This is a genomic window from Telluria sp. AIW5 (assembly GCF_056680575.1).
In genome coordinates this window covers 5,307,518-5,325,589 of the sequence record NZ_CM155289.1, presented here as the reverse complement: position 1 = coordinate 5,325,589, position 18,072 = coordinate 5,307,518, and the positions used below count along the sequence as shown (strand labels likewise).

General features: G+C 64.7%; 16 protein-coding genes. 13 read left to right on the top strand and 3 right to left on the bottom strand.

Annotation, left to right across the window (positions count from 1 at the left end):
- The first annotated feature begins 3 nt into the window (after positions 1–3).
- The 8 genes from murD (at position 4) to ftsZ (ending at position 9,616) form a co-directional block, all read left to right on the top strand.
- On the top strand, positions 4–1,500 hold the full coding sequence (gene murD / locus AC1MEM_RS23405; protein WP_499474482.1) for a UDP-N-acetylmuramoyl-L-alanine--D-glutamate ligase: 1,497 nt from the start codon (positions 4–6) through the stop codon (positions 1,498–1,500).
- Positions 1,500–2,717 (top strand): putative lipid II flippase FtsW, encoded by a 1,218-nt coding sequence (ftsW, locus tag AC1MEM_RS23400; protein WP_499474481.1) that lies wholly within the window; start codon positions 1,500–1,502, stop codon positions 2,715–2,717. The genes murD and ftsW overlap by 1 nt, the downstream gene beginning before the upstream one ends.
- Positions 2,718–2,737: 20 nt before the next feature.
- Positions 2,738–3,808, top strand: a complete 1,071-nt coding sequence (murG, locus tag AC1MEM_RS23395) for an undecaprenyldiphospho-muramoylpentapeptide beta-N-acetylglucosaminyltransferase (RefSeq protein WP_499477748.1) — start codon at positions 2,738–2,740, stop codon at positions 3,806–3,808.
- Between the two features lie 2 nt (positions 3,809–3,810).
- Complete coding sequence (gene murC / locus AC1MEM_RS23390) at positions 3,811–5,205, top strand: UDP-N-acetylmuramate--L-alanine ligase (RefSeq protein WP_499474480.1); 1,395 nt, start codon at positions 3,811–3,813, stop codon at positions 5,203–5,205.
- A 74-nt stretch (positions 5,206–5,279) separates the two neighbouring features.
- Positions 5,280–6,158 carry a D-alanine--D-alanine ligase gene (locus tag AC1MEM_RS23385; protein WP_499477746.1) on the top strand — a complete coding sequence of 293 codons (879 nt, stop codon included), beginning with the start codon at positions 5,280–5,282 and terminating at the stop codon, positions 6,156–6,158.
- Between the two features lie 4 nt (positions 6,159–6,162).
- On the top strand, positions 6,163–6,990 hold the full coding sequence (locus AC1MEM_RS23380) for a cell division protein FtsQ/DivIB (protein WP_499474479.1): 828 nt from the start codon (positions 6,163–6,165) through the stop codon (positions 6,988–6,990).
- An 11-nt stretch (positions 6,991–7,001) separates the two neighbouring features.
- The gene (gene ftsA, locus AC1MEM_RS23375) at positions 7,002–8,234 is read left to right on the top strand and encodes a cell division protein FtsA (protein ID WP_499474478.1); all 1,233 of its coding nucleotides are present in this window, start codon (positions 7,002–7,004) and stop codon (positions 8,232–8,234) included.
- 182 nt (positions 8,235–8,416) lie between these two features.
- Positions 8,417–9,616 carry a cell division protein FtsZ gene (ftsZ, locus tag AC1MEM_RS23370; protein WP_499474477.1) on the top strand — a complete coding sequence of 400 codons (1,200 nt, stop codon included), beginning with the start codon at positions 8,417–8,419 and terminating at the stop codon, positions 9,614–9,616.
- Between the two features lie 198 nt (positions 9,617–9,814).
- Here ftsZ and AC1MEM_RS23365 read toward each other — a convergent pair whose 3' ends face one another.
- Together AC1MEM_RS23365 and sigJ are read right to left on the bottom strand one after the other, a co-directional pair.
- Positions 9,815–10,279, bottom strand: coding sequence for a carboxymuconolactone decarboxylase family protein (locus AC1MEM_RS23365; RefSeq protein ID WP_499474476.1), 465 nt, complete (start codon positions 10,277–10,279; stop codon positions 9,815–9,817).
- A 64-nt stretch (positions 10,280–10,343) separates the two neighbouring features.
- Positions 10,344–11,234, bottom strand: coding sequence for an RNA polymerase sigma factor SigJ (sigJ, locus tag AC1MEM_RS23360; protein WP_499474475.1), 891 nt, complete (start codon positions 11,232–11,234; stop codon positions 10,344–10,346).
- 146 nt (positions 11,235–11,380) lie between these two features.
- On the opposite strand from sigJ, the gene AC1MEM_RS23355 reads away from it, so the two are divergent.
- The 4 genes from AC1MEM_RS23355 (at position 11,381) to lpxC (ending at position 14,286) form a co-directional block, all read left to right on the top strand.
- Positions 11,381–11,884, top strand: coding sequence for a peroxiredoxin (locus tag AC1MEM_RS23355; RefSeq protein ID WP_499474474.1), 504 nt, complete (start codon positions 11,381–11,383; stop codon positions 11,882–11,884).
- A 68-nt stretch (positions 11,885–11,952) separates the two neighbouring features.
- A complete protein-coding gene (locus AC1MEM_RS23350; RefSeq protein ID WP_499474473.1) occupies positions 11,953–12,402 on the top strand; it encodes a GNAT family N-acetyltransferase in 450 nt (149 codons plus the stop codon).
- 44 nt (positions 12,403–12,446) lie between these two features.
- Positions 12,447–13,289: a DMT family transporter gene (locus tag AC1MEM_RS23345; RefSeq protein WP_499477745.1), complete on the top strand. Its 843-nt coding sequence runs from the start codon at positions 12,447–12,449 to the stop codon at positions 13,287–13,289.
- Between the two features lie 61 nt (positions 13,290–13,350).
- Positions 13,351–14,286: a UDP-3-O-acyl-N-acetylglucosamine deacetylase gene (gene lpxC, locus AC1MEM_RS23340; protein WP_499474472.1), complete on the top strand. Its 936-nt coding sequence runs from the start codon at positions 13,351–13,353 to the stop codon at positions 14,284–14,286.
- Between the two features lie 132 nt (positions 14,287–14,418).
- On the opposite strand, the gene AC1MEM_RS23335 is transcribed toward lpxC, so the two are convergent.
- The gene (locus AC1MEM_RS23335; RefSeq protein WP_499474471.1) at positions 14,419–14,889 is read right to left on the bottom strand and encodes a DciA family protein; all 471 of its coding nucleotides are present in this window, start codon (positions 14,887–14,889) and stop codon (positions 14,419–14,421) included.
- 253 nt (positions 14,890–15,142) lie between these two features.
- On the opposite strand from AC1MEM_RS23335, the gene secA reads away from it, so the two are divergent.
- A complete protein-coding gene (gene secA / locus AC1MEM_RS23330) occupies positions 15,143–17,923 on the top strand; it encodes a preprotein translocase subunit SecA (RefSeq protein WP_499474470.1) in 2,781 nt (926 codons plus the stop codon).
- The last annotated feature ends 149 nt before the right edge of the window (positions 17,924–18,072 follow it).

The following is an 18,072-nucleotide window of genomic DNA, read 5'->3' as shown; positions in this document are numbered from 1 at the left end:
CCGATGAACTACGAAGGCAAACTCGCCCTGGTGCTGGGGCTCGGAGAATCCGGGCTCGCGATGGCGCAATGGTTACATCGTTGCGGCGCGCGCGTGCGCGTGGCGGATACGCGCAGCGAACCGCAGCGCCTTGGCGCCTTGCGCGACGCCGTGGCGGATGCCGAATTCATCGGCGGCGAGTTCAGCGCGGCGCTCGTCGAAGGCGTGGATTTCGTCGCCGTCAGCCCCGGGCTGGCGCCGAACAAGGAATTGGCTGCCATCACGCCCGCCGCGCAGGCAGGGAACATTCCTGTCTGGGGCGAGATCGAGCTGTTCGCGCAAGCGCTGGCTGCCCTGAAGGCGGAACGCGGCTATGCGCCGAAAGTGATCGCGATCACCGGCACCAACGGCAAGACCACCGTCACCAGCCTCACCGGCCTGCTGTGCCGCCGCGCCGGTTTCGAGACCCGCGTGGCCGGCAACATCAGCCCGGCCGCGCTGGACGTGCTGCGCGAAGCGCTCACCGAAGACAAGCTGCCGCAGGCCTGGGTGCTGGAACTCTCCAGCTTCCAGCTGCACACGACTTTTACCCTGAACGCCGATGCGGCCACCGTCCTGAACATCACCCAGGACCACCTCGACTGGCACGGCGACATGGCGGCCTACGCTGCCGATAAAGCCCGCATCTTCGGCGCGGACACGACGCGCGTGCTGAACCGCGACGACGCGACCGTGATGGGAATGGCCGCACCGGGCGTCCCGCAGATCACCTTCGGCATCGGCGAACCGCAGGACGCCGGCAGCTTCGGCATCGTCAACGAACGCGGCGTGCTGTGGCTGTCGACCGCCGTCGCCGGCGAAGCGAGCGAGAAAAAGCTGAAGAAAGGCGAAGTGGCCGCACCCGTGGAAACGACGGTCAGCCGCCTGATGCCGGCCGACGCCCTGAAAATCCGCGGCCTGCACAACGCCTCGAACGCGCTGGCCGCGCTGGCCCTGTGCCGCGCCGCCGGCCTGCCGCTCGCGCCCCTGCTGCACGGCCTGCGCGAATACGCGGGCGAGCCGCACCGCGTCGAACTGGTCGCCTCCATTGAAGGCATCGATTACTACGACGACAGCAAGGGCACGAATGTCGGCGCGACCGTCGCCGCCTTGCTCGGCCTCGGTAAAGCCTTCACCGGCGAAGACCAGCAGATCCTGCTCATCGCCGGCGGCGACGGCAAGGGCCAGGACTTCAGCCCGCTGGCCGAACCCGTGTCGCGCTATGTGCGCGCCGTACTGCTGATCGGGAAAGATGCGCCGCTGGTGAAAGCGGCGATCGAACCGTCCGGCGTGCCGTGCTTCGACCTCGACGACTTGCCGCAGGCCGTGCGTCGCGCGGCCGGCCTGGCGCGTAACGGCGACAGCGTGCTGCTGTCCCCGGCCTGCGCCAGCCTCGACATGTTCACCAACTACGCGCACCGCGCGCAGGTGTTCGTCGATGCCGTGCGCGAGATCGCGTTGGAAAAAGGGCAGGAGATCTGATGGCCTTCCAGATTCCCTTTAAATTCTCCGGCTCGAGCAGCGAAGCGGCCATCGCCGAGCGGTCACGCCCGTCGAAGATGATGGACTATGACCAGCCGCTGGTCTGGGTCACCTTGATCCTGATGCTGTTCGGGATGGTGATGGTGTATTCGGCTTCGATCGCGCTGCCAGATTCGCCCAAGTTCGCCTACCTGCAGGGCAAGCACGAATTCTTCCTGTATCGCCAGGCCGGCTTCATCGCCGTCTCGGTGATCGTCGCCTTTTTTGTTTTCCGGATCCCCGTGATCGTGTGGCAGAAGATGGCGCCGATGCTGTTCGTCGCGACGCTGGTGCTCCTGATGCTGGTATTGATTCCAGGCGTCGGCGTCTCGGTCAACGGGGCGCGACGCTGGCTGTCGCTGAAGGTATTCAACCTGCAGCCATCCGAGATGATGAAGATCGTCGCCGTGCTCTACGCCGCCGACTTCACCGTGCGCAAGCAGCAGTACATGCACAAGCTGACCAAGGGCTTCATGCCGATGGCCTTTGCCATGGGTGTGGTCGGTATGCTGCTGCTGCTCGAGCCCGACCTCGGCGCCTTCGGCGTGATCGTCTGCATCGCCATGGGCATCCTGTTCCTGGGCGGCTTCAACATGATCTGGTTCGGCGGCATCGGCGCCATCCTGGTGCTCATTTTTACCTCGATCATTGCGCTCTCGCCGTTCCGGCGCGCGCGCATGTTCGCCTACCTCGACCCGTGGCAGGAAGACAATGCGCTGGACAAGGCCTACCAGCTGACCCACTCGCTGATCGCATTCGGGCGCGGCGAGATCGCCGGCGTCGGCCTTGGCAACAGCGTCGAGAAGCTGCACTACCTGCCGGAAGCGCATACCGACTTCATCATGGCCGTGATCGGCGAAGAGCTGGGCCTGGTCGGCGTGCTGGTGGTGCTGGCGTTGTTCTACTGGCTCGTGAAACGCGCCTTCGACATCGGCCGCCAGGCGATTGCGCTGGACCAGTTCTTCGCTGGCCTGGCCGCGAAAGGCATCGGCATCTGGCTCGGCGTGCAGACCTTCATCAACATGGGCGTGAACCTGGGCCTGCTGCCGACCAAGGGCCTGACCCTGCCGCTGATGAGTTATGGCGGCTCGGGCGTGCTGATCAACTGCGTGGGTCTCGCGATCCTGCTGCGCATCGACTACGAGAATCGCGTGGCGATGCGGGGAGGGCGCCAGTGACGCAGGTGAAAAATAAGCTCATGATCATGGCGGCCGGCACCGGCGGCCACATCTTCCCTGGCGTGGCGATCGCGCAGACCATGCGCGAACGCGGCTGGTCCGTCACCTGGCTCGGCACCGCGCACGGCATGGAGCGCGAGTTCGTGCCGAAGCACGGCATCGAGATGGACACCATCGATTTCGCCGGCCTGCGCGGCAAGGGTTTGAAACACACCGTCACCGGCGCCTTCAAGATGGCGGCCTCGTTCGCCGCCTGCCTGCGTTACCTGGGCCGGCGCAAGCCGGACGTGGTGCTGGGCATGGGCGGTTATGTCACCGTGCCGGGCGGGATGATGGCGCGCATGCGCGGCATTCCGCTGGCCCTCGTGAACGCCGACGCGGCGCTGCTGTTGTCGAACAAGACCTTGACGCCGATGGCGCAGCGCGTGCTGTTCGGCTTCCCGGCGGACTTCGGTAATGCCGCGGGCAAGGCCGTCGTCACCGGCAATCCGGTGCGCCAGGCGATCCTGGATTTGCCTGCGCCCGCTGAACGCTTCGCCGCCCGCAGCGGTCCTTTGCGCGTGCTGGTGGTCGGCGGCAGCCTGGGCGCGAAAGTGCTGAACGACAGCGTGCCGGCTGCGCTGGCGCTGATCGACGCGAACGTGCGTCCGATCGTGACGCACCAGTCGGGCAAGAAGAACATCGACGCCTTGCGCGCGGCCTATGCGCAGGCGGGCGTGGAAGCGAACGTGGTCGACTTCATCGACGACATGGCGGCGGCCTATGCGGCAGCGGACCTGGTCATCTGCCGCGCCGGCGCGATCACCGTGTCCGAGCTGACGGCGGCGGGCGTGGCCAGTGTGCTGGTGCCCTTCGTGGCCAGCACCACCAGCCACCAGCGCGACAACGCGGTCTGGATGGAACAACAACAAGCGGCGATCCACCTGGCGCAGGGCGATTTGTCGGCGGCGCGCGTGGCGCAGCTGCTGCAATCGACCAGCCGGGCGGATTGCCTGGCGATGGCGCAAGCCGCACGCGGCGTCGGCAAGCGCAACGCGAACGAGGAAATTGCGGACGTGCTGGAACAATTAGCTAACAAGAACAAACAATAAAAATGAAACACAAGATCAAACACATTCACTTCGTCGGCATCGGCGGCAGCGGCATGAGCGGCATCGCCGAAGTGCTGCTGAACCTCGGCTACAAAGTCTCGGGCTCGGACCTGGGCAGCAATGCGGCCAGCGGCCGCCTGAAGGACCTCGGCGCGCGCGTCTATCTCGGCCACGCGGCCGACAACATCCTCGGCGCCGACGCCGTCGTCACCTCGACCGCTGTGAACGAAGCGAACCCGGAAGTGATGGCCGCCCGCGCCGCGCAAATTCCCGTGGTGCCGCGCGCGATCATGCTGGGCGAACTGATGCGGCTAAAGCGCGGCATCGCGATCGCCGGCACCCACGGCAAGACGACGACCACCAGCCTGGTGGCCTCGGTGCTGGCACAGGGCGGACTGGATCCGACTTTCGTCATCGGCGGCAAACTGAACAGCGCCGGCGCGAACGCCAAGCTGGGCACCGGCGACTACATCGTGGCCGAAGCCGACGAATCGGATGCGTCTTTCCTGAACCTGTCGCCGATGATCGAGGTGATCACCAACATCGACGCCGACCACATGGAAACCTACGAGCACGACTTCGAAAAGCTGAAGGCCGCGTTCGTGCATTTCACCCACCGCCTGCCGTTCTACGGCCGCGTGATGCTGTGTATCGACGACCGCCACGTGCGCTCGATCCTGCCGCAGGTGACGAAACCCGTCACCACCTACGGCTTCGCCGAAGACGCGCAGGTGCGCGCGCTCGACGCCTATGCCGACGGCGTGCACATGCATTTCACGGTGCGCCAGGCCGGCTATCCGGACACCAGATTCGTGCTGAACCAGCCAGGGATGCACAACGTGCTGAACGCCTGCTCGGCCATTGCGATCGCACGCGAGATCGGCATCGATGATGCCGCTACCGCGCAGGGCCTGCTCGAGTTCCGCGGCGTCGGCCGCCGCTTCACGCGCTATGGCGAAGTGGAGATCGAGGGCGGCGGCAGCTTTACCCTGGTCGACGACTTCGGCCACCATCCGGTCGAAACCGAGGTGACCCTGGCTGCCGCACGCGCGGCCTATCCGGGCCGCCGTCTCGTGCTGGCTTTCCAGCCGCACCGCTACAGCCGCACGCGCGACCTGTTCGAAGACTTCGTCAAGGTGCTCTCAAGCCCCGACGTGCTGCTGCTGTCCGAGGTGTATCCGGCGGGCGAAGCCCCGATCGTCGCCGCCGACGGCCGCGCGCTGGCGCGCTCGCTGCGCGCAGGCGGCAAGATCGAACCGATTTTCGTGGAGACGATTGCCGAGATGCCCGCCGCGATCCTGCAGGCGGTGAAAGACGGCGACGTCGTGCTGACCATGGGCGCGGGCTCGATCAGCGGCGTTCCACACATACTCACTTCTGAAAAGGCTGCATCGTGAGCGACATCATCACCAACTTCGGCAAGGTCGGCGTCCTGTACGGCGGCCGTTCGGCGGAGCGCGACGTTTCCATCATGTCCGGCACCGGCGTGCTGCAAGCTTTGAAAAGCCGCGGCATCGACGCCCACGGCTTCGACCCTGCCGAGCGTTCGCTGGCCGAGCTGGCCGCTGAAAAATTCGACTGCGTCTTCATCGCGCTGCACGGCCGCTTCGGCGAAGACGGCAGCCTGCAAGGCGCCCTCGAGCAGCTCGGCATTCCCTACACCGGCAGCGGCGTGATGGCGTCGTCGGTCGGCATGGACAAGATCACCACCAAGATCATCTGGCTGTCGAAGAACATCCCGACCCCGCGCTACGCCACCGTGGCGCCCGGCGACGACCTCGACGCCGTCGTGGCCGAACTCGGCCTGCCGTTGATCGTCAAGCCGCCGCTCGAGGGTTCGACCATCGGCATCACCAAGGTGGAAGCCGCCGAAGAGTTTGAGGCCGCCGTGGCGCTGGCCGCGGGTTTCGACGAAACCGTGCTGGCCGAGGAATTCGTCACCGGCCGCGAGTTCACGGTCGCCGTGCTCGGTACCGGCAAGGGCGCGCGCGCGCTGCCGATCGTCGAGATCGTGGCCCCGCAAGGCAATTACGACTACCAGAACAAGTATTTTACGGACGATACCCAATACCACTGCCCGGCGCAGCTCGATGCCGCGCTGACCGAAGAGATCCAGAAGCAGGCCGTGGCCGCGTACCGCGCGCTCGGCTGCGAAGGCTGGGGCCGGGTCGACGTGCTGGTGCGCGAGAGCGACATGCGTCCGTTCCTGCTGGAGGTGAATACCTCGCCCGGCATGACGAGCCACTCGCTGGTGCCGATGGCGGCGCGCGCGGTGGGCATCAGCTATGAAGACCTGTGCGTCGAGATCCTGCGCTCGGCGCGCTGCAAGATGGTAAAGGCACAAGGCTAAAAGAATGTGGCATGACGTACGCGCCCTCAACGCTACCGCCAGCACCCTGCTGGCGGCGACGGTGCTCGCCGGTATTGCAACGGGCGTATGGTGGCTCTCGCAGCGGCCGATGTTTACCTTGCGCGAAGTACGCGTCGAAAGCCTGTACAAGATCGACCTGAAACACGTGAACGAACTGACGGTACGAAACAGCGTTCTTGGCAAGATCCGCGGGAATTTCTTCACCACGGACCTGGACCAGGTGCGCACGACCTTCGAGGCCGTGCCCTGGGTGCGCCGCGCAACGGTGCGCCGCGAGTGGCCCAACGGCTTGATCGTCGAAGTGGAAGAGCATGAAGCGCTCGGCACCTGGGGCGAAGGACGCCTGCTGTCGGTGAAGGGCGATGTCTTCACCGCCAACCTGGCCGAGGCCGACGACGACCATGAACTGCCGGCTTTCGTGGGACCTGCCGGCAGCGAGAAGGACGTGCTGGCGCGCTTTTCGGAGCTGCGCTCGTGGTTCGCGCCGGTGAAGCTGGTGCCGCAGGAACTGGCGCTGTCCTCGCGTTACGCCTGGACCGTCAAGCTGGACAACGGCATGAGCGTGGAGCTCGGCCGCGAGAAGGACAAGAATTCCGTCAAGGCGCGCGTGCAGCGCCTGGTCGGGGTCTACCCGCAGCTGGTCGCCCGGCTGCAGGAAGGCCGCATCGATACGATCGACATGCGCTATCCGAACGGGTTGGCGCTGTCTTCCGCGGCCTTGACTGTGCCGGCGGATGCCACCAAGCCTGTGAAGGCCGCGGCAAAGAAGAAAACAAAAACTCCTACTAACAAGCCAACAAAGCAAATCTAAGCAGGCGAGCAATGACAAAAGACGCGAAAAACCTGATCGTCGGCCTCGACATCGGCACCTCGAAGGTGGTGGCGGTCGTGGCCGAGGTGATGTCCGACGGACGCCACGAGGTCATCGGCCTCGGTCAGCACGAGTCGAAGGGATTGAAGAAGGGCGTTGTGGTCAACATCGAGGCCACCGTCGAATCGATCCAGCGCGCGCTCGAGGAGGCCGAGCTGATGGCCGACTGCAAGATCCGCAATGTCTACGCAGGCATCGCGGGCAGCCATATCCGCTCCTTCAATTCGAGCGGCATGGTGGCGATCAAGGACAAGGAAGTCACGGCGACCGACGTCGCGCGCGTGATCGAGACGGCCAAGGCGGTCAACATCCCGACCGACCAGCAGCTGCTGCACACGGTGCCGCAGGAGTTCATCGTCGACAACCAGGAAGACGTGCGCGAGCCGATCGGCATGAGCGGCATCCGCCTGGAAGTGCGCGTGCACATCGTCACCGGCGCGGTGTCGGCGGTGCAGAACATCGTCAAGTGCGTTCGCCGCTGCGGCCTCGAAGTGTCGGACCTGATCCTGCAGCCGATGGCCTCGGCCGACGCGGTGCTGACGAACGACGAGAAGGAACTCGGCGTCGTCATCATCGACATCGGCGGCGGCACCACCGACATCGCGGTGTTCTCCGATGGCGCGATCCGCCACACGGCCGTGATCCCGATCGCCGGCGACCAGATCACCAGCGACATCGCGATGGCCTTGCGTACGCCGACCGGCGAAGCCGAGGAAATCAAGCTGCGCTACGGCGTGGCCAAGCAGGTGCTGGCCGATCCGGGCGAGACGCTCGAGGTGCCGGGCCTGGGCGACCGCGGCCCGCGCGCACTGTCGCGCCAGGCGCTGGCCGCCGTCATCGAGCCGCGTGTGGAAGAGCTGTTCGCGATGGTGCACCAGGTGGTGCGCGAGTCCGGCTACGAAGGCGTGCTCTCGTCGGGCATCGTCCTCACCGGCGGCACCTCGATGATGCCGGGGATGATCGAGATGGCGGAAGACATCTTCCTGAAACCGACGCGCCTCGGCACGCCGGACTACCGCGGCCAGCTGGCCGACGTGGTGCGCAGCCCGCGTTATGCGACGGTGCTGGGCCTGTTGATGGAAGCGAAAAAACAGTATTTGCGGGGCCACATCGTCACGCGTCAGGATGGCTCGGTAAAGGCGGTCTGGCAGCGTATGAAGGAATGGTTCCTCGGGAATTTCTAAGCAGTTTTGAAGCAGTTTCCAAGCAGTTTCTAAGCAGCAATGAGAGCGGACTCGGCAAGCGTATTTGATTCGGTACAAAACACAGATTTTTTATATAACCAAGCAGTATCCAAGCGCTAGGCCTGATAACCTTATGAGGTTTGGTGCGTGGATACCGCACTTTGAAAATTAGGAGTCACATCATGGAGTTCGATATGGTCGATAACGCAGCACTGGGAACAGTGATCAAGGTCGTCGGCGTGGGTGGTGCGGGCGGCAACGCGGTGCAGCACATGATCAACAAAGGTGTGTCGGGCGTCGAATTCATCGCCGCGAACACCGATGCCCAGGCGCTGGCGGTGTCGAGCGCGCACAATATCATCCAGATCGGCGAGTCGGGCCTTGGCGCCGGCATGCGTCCTGAAATCGGCCGCCAGCTGGCCGAGCAGACCCGATCGCGCATCGAAGATTCGCTGCGCGGCGCGCACATGGTCTTCATCGCCGCCGGCATGGGCGGCGGCACCGGTACCGGCGCCGCACCGATCGTGGCCGAAGTGGCCAAGACCATGGGCGCCCTGACGGTCGCCGTGGTCTCGAAGCCGTTCTCGTACGAAGGCCAGAAGTGCATGGACGTCGCCGAGGCGGGCCTCGAAGAACTGTCGAAGCACGTCGACTCGCTGATCATCATCCTGAACGAAAAACTGGAAGACATCTACGAAGACGAATCGATGCTCGACTGGATGAAGCATGCCGACGATGTGCTGAACAACGCCGTCGCCGGTATCGCCGAGATCATCAACGTGCCGGGTCACATCAACGTCGACTTCAACGACGTCAAGACGATCATGAGCGAGCAGGGCAAGGCCATGATGGGCACCGCCACGGCTTCCGGCGTGGACCGCGCGCGCATCGCCGCCGAGCAGGCTGTCGCTTCGCCGCTGCTCGACGGTATCGACCTGTCGGGCGCCAAGGGCGTGCTGGTGAACGTCACCGCTTCGCGCGGCCTGAAGGGTAAGGAAATCAAGGAAGTCATGGCGGCAGTGCGCGCCTTTGCCGCTCCGGACGCATCGATCGCGCAAGGTATCGCCTACGACGACGAGATGGGCGACGAGATCCGCGTGACGGTTGTCGCGACGGGCCTGGGCAAAGCCAAGAAGATGCAGCTGGTGCAGCCGCAGCCGCAGCAGGTGCTGCGCACCGGTACCTACAACGCGCCGCTGATGGGCAGCGCGCCGCTGACCGGCGGCGTGACCATGGGCCACGCATCGACCGGCGGCGACGCCGGCATGAAGCAGCCGGCCGTGTGGCGCCGCGAGCAGGCATCGGAGCAGGTGCAGGCGATGCAGCGCAATGGCGTCGAGACCTACGACATTCCGGCTTTCCTGCGCAAGCAAGCCGACTAAGCTTTTTCAGGCTGAATCGATAACCGGGATCGTGGCGAAAGCCGCGGTCCCGGTTTTTTTATGCGCTGATCGCCGACGGCTCCGACATCGTGCCGGATGATTTCGCTGCCAACTATCACCGCGTGGGCGGAATTGGTCCCCCGGACCAATTCCCCCGCCCACCCTACGTCCCAGAGGCAAGCACCGCGGCCAGACGGGTCACATCCCCGGCGGCGGCACCTCGGGAATCTGCGTGTGCAGGCTGACATTGAGCATATTCCAGCCCCTGATCGCCGCGATCGCATAACCCAGCTGGACGATTTCTTCCTCGCTGAAGTGTTCGCGCAGTTCCGCGAAGTCCGCATCCGACGGCGACGAGAATCGAATCGCGTTGACGGCCTCTGCCCAGCGCAAGGCGGCCTTCTCGCGGCCGCTGAAGAAGGGCGCCTCGCGCCAGCCGGCGACCGCATTCAGGTGCCGCGGGTCTGCCTCCTGCTTCACCAGGTCGCGCCAGTGCATGTCGATGCACAGGCCGCAGCCGTTGATTTGCGAGACCCGCAAGTTCACCAGTTCCACCAGGCGCGGGCCGAGCGAACTCTCCTTCGCGCTGGCGGAGAGGGCGATCATCGCCTGGCGGCTTGCCCTGGCGAATCCGAAGAGGTTGATGCGTGCTGCGTGCGACATGGTGTGTCCTTTCAGGTGGAAGAGGCGCACCTCGCGCCCCCATGCCATCAAGACGGCGCGGCGTTCAGCTTTGTGACAGCGCCTGCGGCACGCCGAGCAGTTTGTCGGGATTGCGGATGATGAAGGCGGCGACGATGCGGCCCGCGTCCGCGATAAAGGCATGCGCCGATTCGAGCCTGCCGTCGACATAGCGCAGCAGTCCGGGCTCGCCGTTGACCAGTGCCTGGCGGTAGGCGACGCGGCCCGGAAAGGCATGTTCGAGCGACCAGTAGACGCCCGCCACGCGGCCGGCGCCGTGCAGCACGCGCAGGAACGAGCTGGCCTTGCCGCCGCCATCGGACACCAGGCTGACCTCGTCCGCCATCAGGCCCTTCATCGCAGCGCGGTCGCCGCTGGCGGCGGCCTGCATGAAGCGGCCGAGCAGCGCGCGATGGGCTTCAGGCGGCACGTCGAAGCGCGGCTGCTGCTCGCGCACCCGCACCTGCGCGCGGTGCACGAGCTGGCGGCAGGCCGCCTGCGTCTTGCCGAGCATGGCGGCGATCTCCGCATACTCCTGGTCGAAGACCTGGCGCAGGAGGAAGGCGGCGCGCTCTTCCGGAGCGAGCCGCTCGAGCACCCACATGAAGGCGACCGAGACATCGCTCGACAGCTCGGCGACGGACTCCGGCGTGCGTTCGTCGAGCTCGACCAGCGGCTCGGGTAGCCACCAGCCGATATAGGCTTCGCGCTCGCTCCGGCGGCTGCGCAGGCGGTCAATCGCCAGGCGCGTGGCGATCGTGACCAGCCAGGCTTCGGGCGACTGCACTGCCTCGCGCGCGCTGCCGTGCCAGCGCAGCCATGCATCCTGCACCACGTCGTCGGCATCGGCGCGCGTGCCGAGCATGCGGTAGGCAATGGCGAACAGGCGCGGGCGCACGGATTCGAAGCGGGCGGTATCGGACGGATCGGTGGTCATGATGGAGTCAGTGTAGAACAGGGATGACAGCAAGACGAGGCAGCGTGCGGTGTTGTGACAGCCGGCGTTGCGGAGGCTGCCGTGCAAGCCTTTGCCGCATCAGGCATACTGGCAAGGTTTTCAAATCACTATCAAGGATCAACCCCATGACCATCAAGATTGGCGAGCGCCTGCCGGAAGGCACCCTGGCTGAATTCATCGAGACCGAAACCGAAGGCTGCACGCTCGGCCCGAACGTATTCCAGGTCGCCGACCTCGCGAAAGGCAAAAAAATCGCGATCTTCGGCCTGCCGGGCGCCTTCACGCCGACCTGCTCGGCCAAGCACGTGCCGGGCTATGTCCAGAACGCCGACGCACTGAAGGCCAAGGGCGTCGACGAAATCTGGTGCATCTCGGTGAACGACGCCTTCGTCATGGGGGCCTGGGGCCGCGAGCAGAAGTCGACCGGCATCGTGCGCATGATGGGCGACGGTAACGCCGCCTTCACCAAGGCCCTCGGCCTGGACGCGGACTTCTCCAAGCACGGCATGGGCACGCGTTCGCAGCGCTACTCGATGCTGGTCGAAGACGGCGTCGTCAAGCAGCTGAATGTGGAGCAGGGCGGCTTCGATGTCTCCAGCGCCGAAACCATGCTGACGCAACTGGGCTGAAGGCAACTGGGCTGAATTCGGCCCTGTGATTCCAACGGCGCTGCGGCGCCGTTTTTCTTCTGTAGATCATGCATATCCAGTCAGAGACCCCCGACCAGCCGGAAGTGGCAGCCCTGCTCGCGCAACTGCATGCGCTGCATGCGGCGGCTTACCCCGAAGCCCGACTGACCCCGTTGCCGCTGGCCGCCTTGCTGCAGCCCGCCGTGCGCTTTCTCGTCGCGCGCGACGAGGCATGCCGCGCTGTCGGCTGCGTGGCCCTGGTCCGGCGCGACGGCTACGCGGAGATCAAGTGCATGATCGTCGACGAGGCGGCCCGCGGGCAGGGCATCGGCCGTGCGCTGCTCCAGCAGCTGGCGCTCCATGCGCTTGCCGGCGGTATGCACCTCCTGAAACTCACGACGGGCGTGCGTCAGCGCCCGGCGCTCGCGCTGTACGAGCGCTTTGGCTTTACCGTGTGCGCTCCCTACGGTGACGCTGCCGCCTACCCGATGGAAGTACCGATGGAGAAGACGCTGTGACTGGCGTAGGCAAGCTGACCGGCAACCTGCGCAGCATCCGCGCGATGCTGGCCGCGGTCGTCATGTTCTCCCTGATGGACACGGCGATGAAGCTGCTCGCCGCCCACTATCCGGCGATACAGGTCGCGGCCCTGCGCGCGCTGTCGTCCCTGCCGCTGGTGTGCGCCTATGTCGCCTGGCGCGGCGGCTTTTCGACCATCCTGAACATACGCCCCGGCCTGCACCTGCTGCGCGGTGGGCTGGGCATCGCGATGCTGGCGCTGTTCGCGTTCGGGCTGAAAAAGCTCAGCCTCGCCGAAGCCTATTCGATCTTCTTCATCGCGCCGGCGCTGATCACGGCGATGTCGGTGTTTTTTTTAAAAGAGACCGTCAACCTGGCGCGCTGGATCGCGATCTTTGTCGGCCTCGGCGGCGTGCTGGTCGTGCTGCGTCCGGAAGGCGAGGGCATGCTGACGCTGGGCGGCCTCGCGATCCTCGCCTCCGCCGTGTGCTACGCGGTCTCTGCGATCGCCGCGCGCGTGCAGGCGCGCACCAACAGCACGCGCCAGATGATGTTCTGGCTGATGCTGCTGATGGCGATCGGGGCAACCACGCTGGCGGCGCCGAACTGGGTGGCGGTCGATGCACGCCACGCCTGGCTGCTGGTCGGGCTGGCGATTTCCGGCTTCTTCGGCCAGCTGGCGATCACCGAAGCGTTCAGTCATGGCGAAGCCTCGGTGGTGGCGCCCTTCGAATATTCGGCCCTGGCCTGGGGCGTGGCGATCGACTGGCTGCTGTGGCAGACGCTGCCCGACCAGTACACCCTGATCGGGGCGGCCATCATCATCGGCAGCGGGATTTATCTGATTCGCCATGAAAAGGTGCACGCGGAAACGGAACATCCTTAGCATTGCCATACTGCAAGAGTCGAGCCCGGCAGCGATTTCCGGTCGCAGATATAATCGACCCATGCTCAAACAACGAACCATCAAAGAACTGGTGCGCACGACTGGCGTCGGGCTGCACTCGGGCCGCAAGGTCGAACTGACGCTGCGCCCGGCCGCCGTGGACACCGGCATCGTGTTTCGCCGCGTCGACCTCGACCCGGTCGTCGAATTCCCGTCGAGCGCCGAAGTCGTCGGCGACACCCGCATGGCCTCGGTCCTGATCAAGGGCGATGCCCGCGTCTCCACCGTCGAACACCTGATGTCGGCCTGCGCCGGCCTCGGCATCGACAACCTGTACATCGAAGTGACGGCCGAGGAAATCCCGATCATGGACGGTTCCGCGTCCTCCTTCGTGTTCCTGCTGCAGCAGGCCGGCGTGCAGGACCAGCCGGCGCAGAAGAAATTCATTCGCGTGCTGAAGGAAGTCGAAGTGCGCCAGGGCAGCGGCAACAACGAGAAGTGGGCGAAACTCAAACCCCACGACGGCTTCAAGCTCGACTTCTTCATCGAATTCAACCACCCGGCGGTGGACGGCACGATGCAGAATGCGACGGTCGACTTCGCCCACGTCTCCTACGTGCACGACGTGGCGCGCGCGCGTACCTTCGGCTTCATGCAGGACGTGGAAAGCCTGCGCGGGATGGGCCTGGCGCGGGGCGGCTCGCTGGAAAATGCGATCGTGATGGACGAATACCGCATCCTGAACGCGGACGGCCTGCGCTACGACGACGAATTCGTGCGCCACAAGATCCTCGATGCGATCGGCGATTTGTACCTGGTCGGGCATCCGCTGCTGGCGGCGTACGAGGCGCACAAGTCGGGGCATGCGCTGAACAACGAGCTGCTGCGCGCCTTGCTGGCGCGGCCGGATGCGTACGAGATCGTGTCGTTCGATGGCGCGGAGGGTGCGCCGGTGTCGTATATGAAGCAGATGCGCGAGGAGTGGGCGCAGATGTGATGTTGTTGCGTTTGCGGATCGCAAACGCCGGACCGCGTGGGCATGCCCACCCTACGTTACACCACCGTCTCGAAGAATACACGCGGCCGCGGCATGACGTAGGGTGGGCATGCCCACGCGTTCACCGTTCGATTACCCGCCACGTCGTTTCGCGGCCAGCCGTTTGATCGCCGCCACCAGCGCCGCGTTCTGCGGCGTGTCGGGCAAGGCCTCCCCCAACTCCTCGAACGCATCCACCGCCGTCGGCGGCAACTCCAATACACGCATCTCGACCCGCTCCGGCATCGCCCGCGTCACCTGCACCTTCAAGCGCGTCGATGTCACCTGCCAGCCGCGTGCCAATAAGCTGCTCTGCAACTTCGGCAACTGCTGTTTCAAGCGCGCCGCCACGGCCGAGCTCGGGACGGCAAGGGTCAGCACGCCCTCCTGGAACGACAGCACGTCGCAATTGTTCGCCACGGCCGGCAGCGCCTGGCCGACGTCGCGCTGCAGGTCGGCCATGCGCAGCGCGGCCGGCAGCAGGCTGGCCATGCGTTCGTTCGAACGCAGGAAGCTGGTCACCTCGAACGAAGTGGGGCGGTTGCGGGTGCCGTAGATATGCATCGAGCGTGGAAGAAGAGAGTGGGCTACAAGGGCGCAACATACCATAAGCGCGCGCCCGGGCGGGAATGTGTGGCGGGGAAGCCAATTTGACAACATTCTTTCGCGCACGACACTTGTTATCCTGCCTATCATCCCCAAGTGTGGCCGCATCGCATGATAAAATCACTCGCTTTTCGCCTCCGTCGGTCTTAGAGGGTATCTTTTTGATATCATCCCTGGCTCTTTTTTGCGGCGTCTTTTTAAGAAACTTAGCATGTCATTACTGACCCAGATTTTCGGTAGCCGCAACCAGCGGCTGCTCAAGCAATATCAAAAAACCGTGCGTCAGATCAACGCGCTCGAGCCGCAGATGGAAGCGCTGTCCGACGCCGACCTCCAGGCAAAGACCCCCGAATTCAAAGCGCGTATCGCCAAGGGCGAGACGCTCGACGCCATCCTGCCGGAAGCCTTTGCCGTCTGCCGCGAAGCCGCGAAGCGCGTCCTCAAGATGCGCCACTTCGACGTCCAGATGATCGGCGGCATGGTCCTGCACGAAGGCAAGATCGCCGAGATGGGCACGGGCGAGGGCAAGACCCTGATGGCAACGCTGCCGGTCTACCTGAACGGCTTGTCCGGCAAGGGCGTGCACGTCATTACCGTCAACGATTACCTGGCCCAGCGCGACGCCGATTCGATGGGCCGCCTGTACGGCTGGCTCGGCCTGACGACGGGCGTGAACCTGTCGCAGATGGACCACGACAGCAAGCAGATCGCCTACGCGTCCGACATCACCTACGGTACGAACAACGAATTCGGTTTCGACTACCTGCGCGACAACATGGTGTACGAAGCGCGCGAACGCGTGCAGCGCACCCTGAACTTCGCCGTGGTCGACGAGGTCGACTCGATCCTGATCGACGAAGCGCGTACACCGCTGATCATTTCCGGCCAGGCCGAGAACCATACCGACCTGTACCACCGCATGAATGAAGTGCCGCCGCAGCTGACCCTGCAGATCGGCGAAGAAACCCCGGACGGCAAGGGCGAGATCGAAGTCCCGGGCGACTACACGAAGGACGAGAAGGCGCACACCGTGCTCCTGACCGAAGCCGGCCACGAAAAGGCCGAAGGCATCCTCACGAAAATGGGCCTGCTGCCGGAAGGCGCTTCGCTCTACGACGCGGCCAACATCACGCTGATCCACCACCTGTATGCGGCGCTGCGCGCGCACGTCCTGTACAGCAAGGACACGCATTACGTGGTGCAGAACAATGAAGTCGTGATCGTCGACGAATTCACCGGCCGCCTGATGACGGGCCGCCGCTGGTCCGACGGCCTGCACCAGGCAGTGGAGGCGAAGGAAGGCGTGCGCATCCAGAACGAGAACCAGACCCTGGCCTCGATCACCTTCCAGAACTACTTCCGCATGTACACCAAGCTGTCCGGCATGACCGGTACGGCCGACACCGAAGCTTACGAGTTCCAGGAAATCTACGGTCTCGAGACCGTCGTCATCCCGCCGAACCGTCCGTCGCAGCGCAAGGACCGCCAGGACCAGGTGTACAAGTCGGCGCAGGAAAAGTACAACGCGATGCTGATGGACATCCAGGATTGCTACGAGCGCGGCCAGCCGGTGCTCGTCGGCACGACCTCGATCGAGAACTCGGAAATGCTGTCGGGTATCCTGACCGGCGCGAACCTGCCGCACAACGTCCTGAACGCCAAGCAGCACGCCCGTGAAGCGGAAATCATCGCCCAGGCGGGCCGTCCGAAGATGATCACGATCGCCACCAACATGGCGGGCCGCGGTACCGACATCGTCCTCGGCGGCAATGTCGAGAAGCAGATCCAGATCATCGAAGCGAACAACGAGCTGTCGGAAGCGGAAAAAGCGGCGCAGTCGGCGCAGCTGCGCGACGAATGGCAGTCGCTGCATGACCACGTGGTCGCGGCCGGCGGCCTGCACATCGTCGGTACCGAGCGCCACGAGTCGCGCCGCGTCGACAACCAGCTGCGCGGCCGTTCGGGCCGCCAGGGCGACCCGGGCTCTTCGCGCTTCTACCTGTGCCTCGACGACACGCTGCTGCGCATCTTCGCGGGCGACCGCGTACGCGCCATCATGGAACGCCTGAAAATGCCGGAAGGCGAGCCGATCGAGGCGGGCATCGTCAGCCGTTCGATCGAGACCGCCCAGCGCAAGGTCGAGGCCCGCAACTTCGACATCCGCAAGCAGCTGCTCGAATACGACGACGTCGCCAACGACCAGCGCAAGGTGATCTACACCCAGCGTAACGAACTGCTGGAAGCGGCCGACATTTCGGAGCTGATCGCCTCGCTGCGCACGGGTACCTTCACCGACGTGGTGCGTACCCACGTGCCGGCCGAATCGGTCGAAGAGCAGTGGGACATCAAGTCGCTGCAATCGGTGCTGGCAAGCGAATGGGCGCTGGACGTGCCGCTCGAGCAGATGCTGGTCGACGAGCCGAACCTGAACGACGACGACATCCTGGAAAAGGTGCTGGCCGCGGCCGACGCTTCGTACAACGCCAAGATCGACATCGTCGGCAAGGAATCCTTCGGCGGCTTCGAGCGCAACGTCATGCTGCAAAGCGTCGACACGCACTGGCGCGAACACTTGTCGGCGCTCGACCACCTGCGCCAGGGTATCCACCTGCGCGGCTATGCGCAGAAGAACCCGAAGCAGGAATACAAGCGCGAAGCCTTCGAGCTGTTCGGCAGCATGCTGGACCAGATCAAGAACGAAGTCATCCGCACCGTGATGACGGTCCGCATCCAGTCGCGCGAAGAAGTCGAGGCGGCGGAAGCGGCCATGGCGGCCCAGCAGGCGCACCTGGAAAACATCAACTACCAGCACGCCGACTTTAACCCGTCGGCCGCACCGGAAGAGCTGCTGGCGCCGGTCGCCAACCCGGGCACGACGCCGCTGGCGTCGGAAGACCACAGCACCTATATGGGTGTGAAGGTCGGACGCAACGATCCATGCCCTTGCGGCAGCGGCAAGAAGTTCAAGCAGTGCCACGGCAAGCTGGCGTAAGCCGGTTGACGTAGCGCGAAGAGGCGCCCCCGCGGGGCGCCTTTTTTTCGCCGGAAAGTAGGGTGGGCCGGGCCGCGTAGGACCCTGTGCCCACGCGTAAACCTTGCATTGTGTTGACCCCGTTTTGAAAAAGACGGGGCCAACATGGT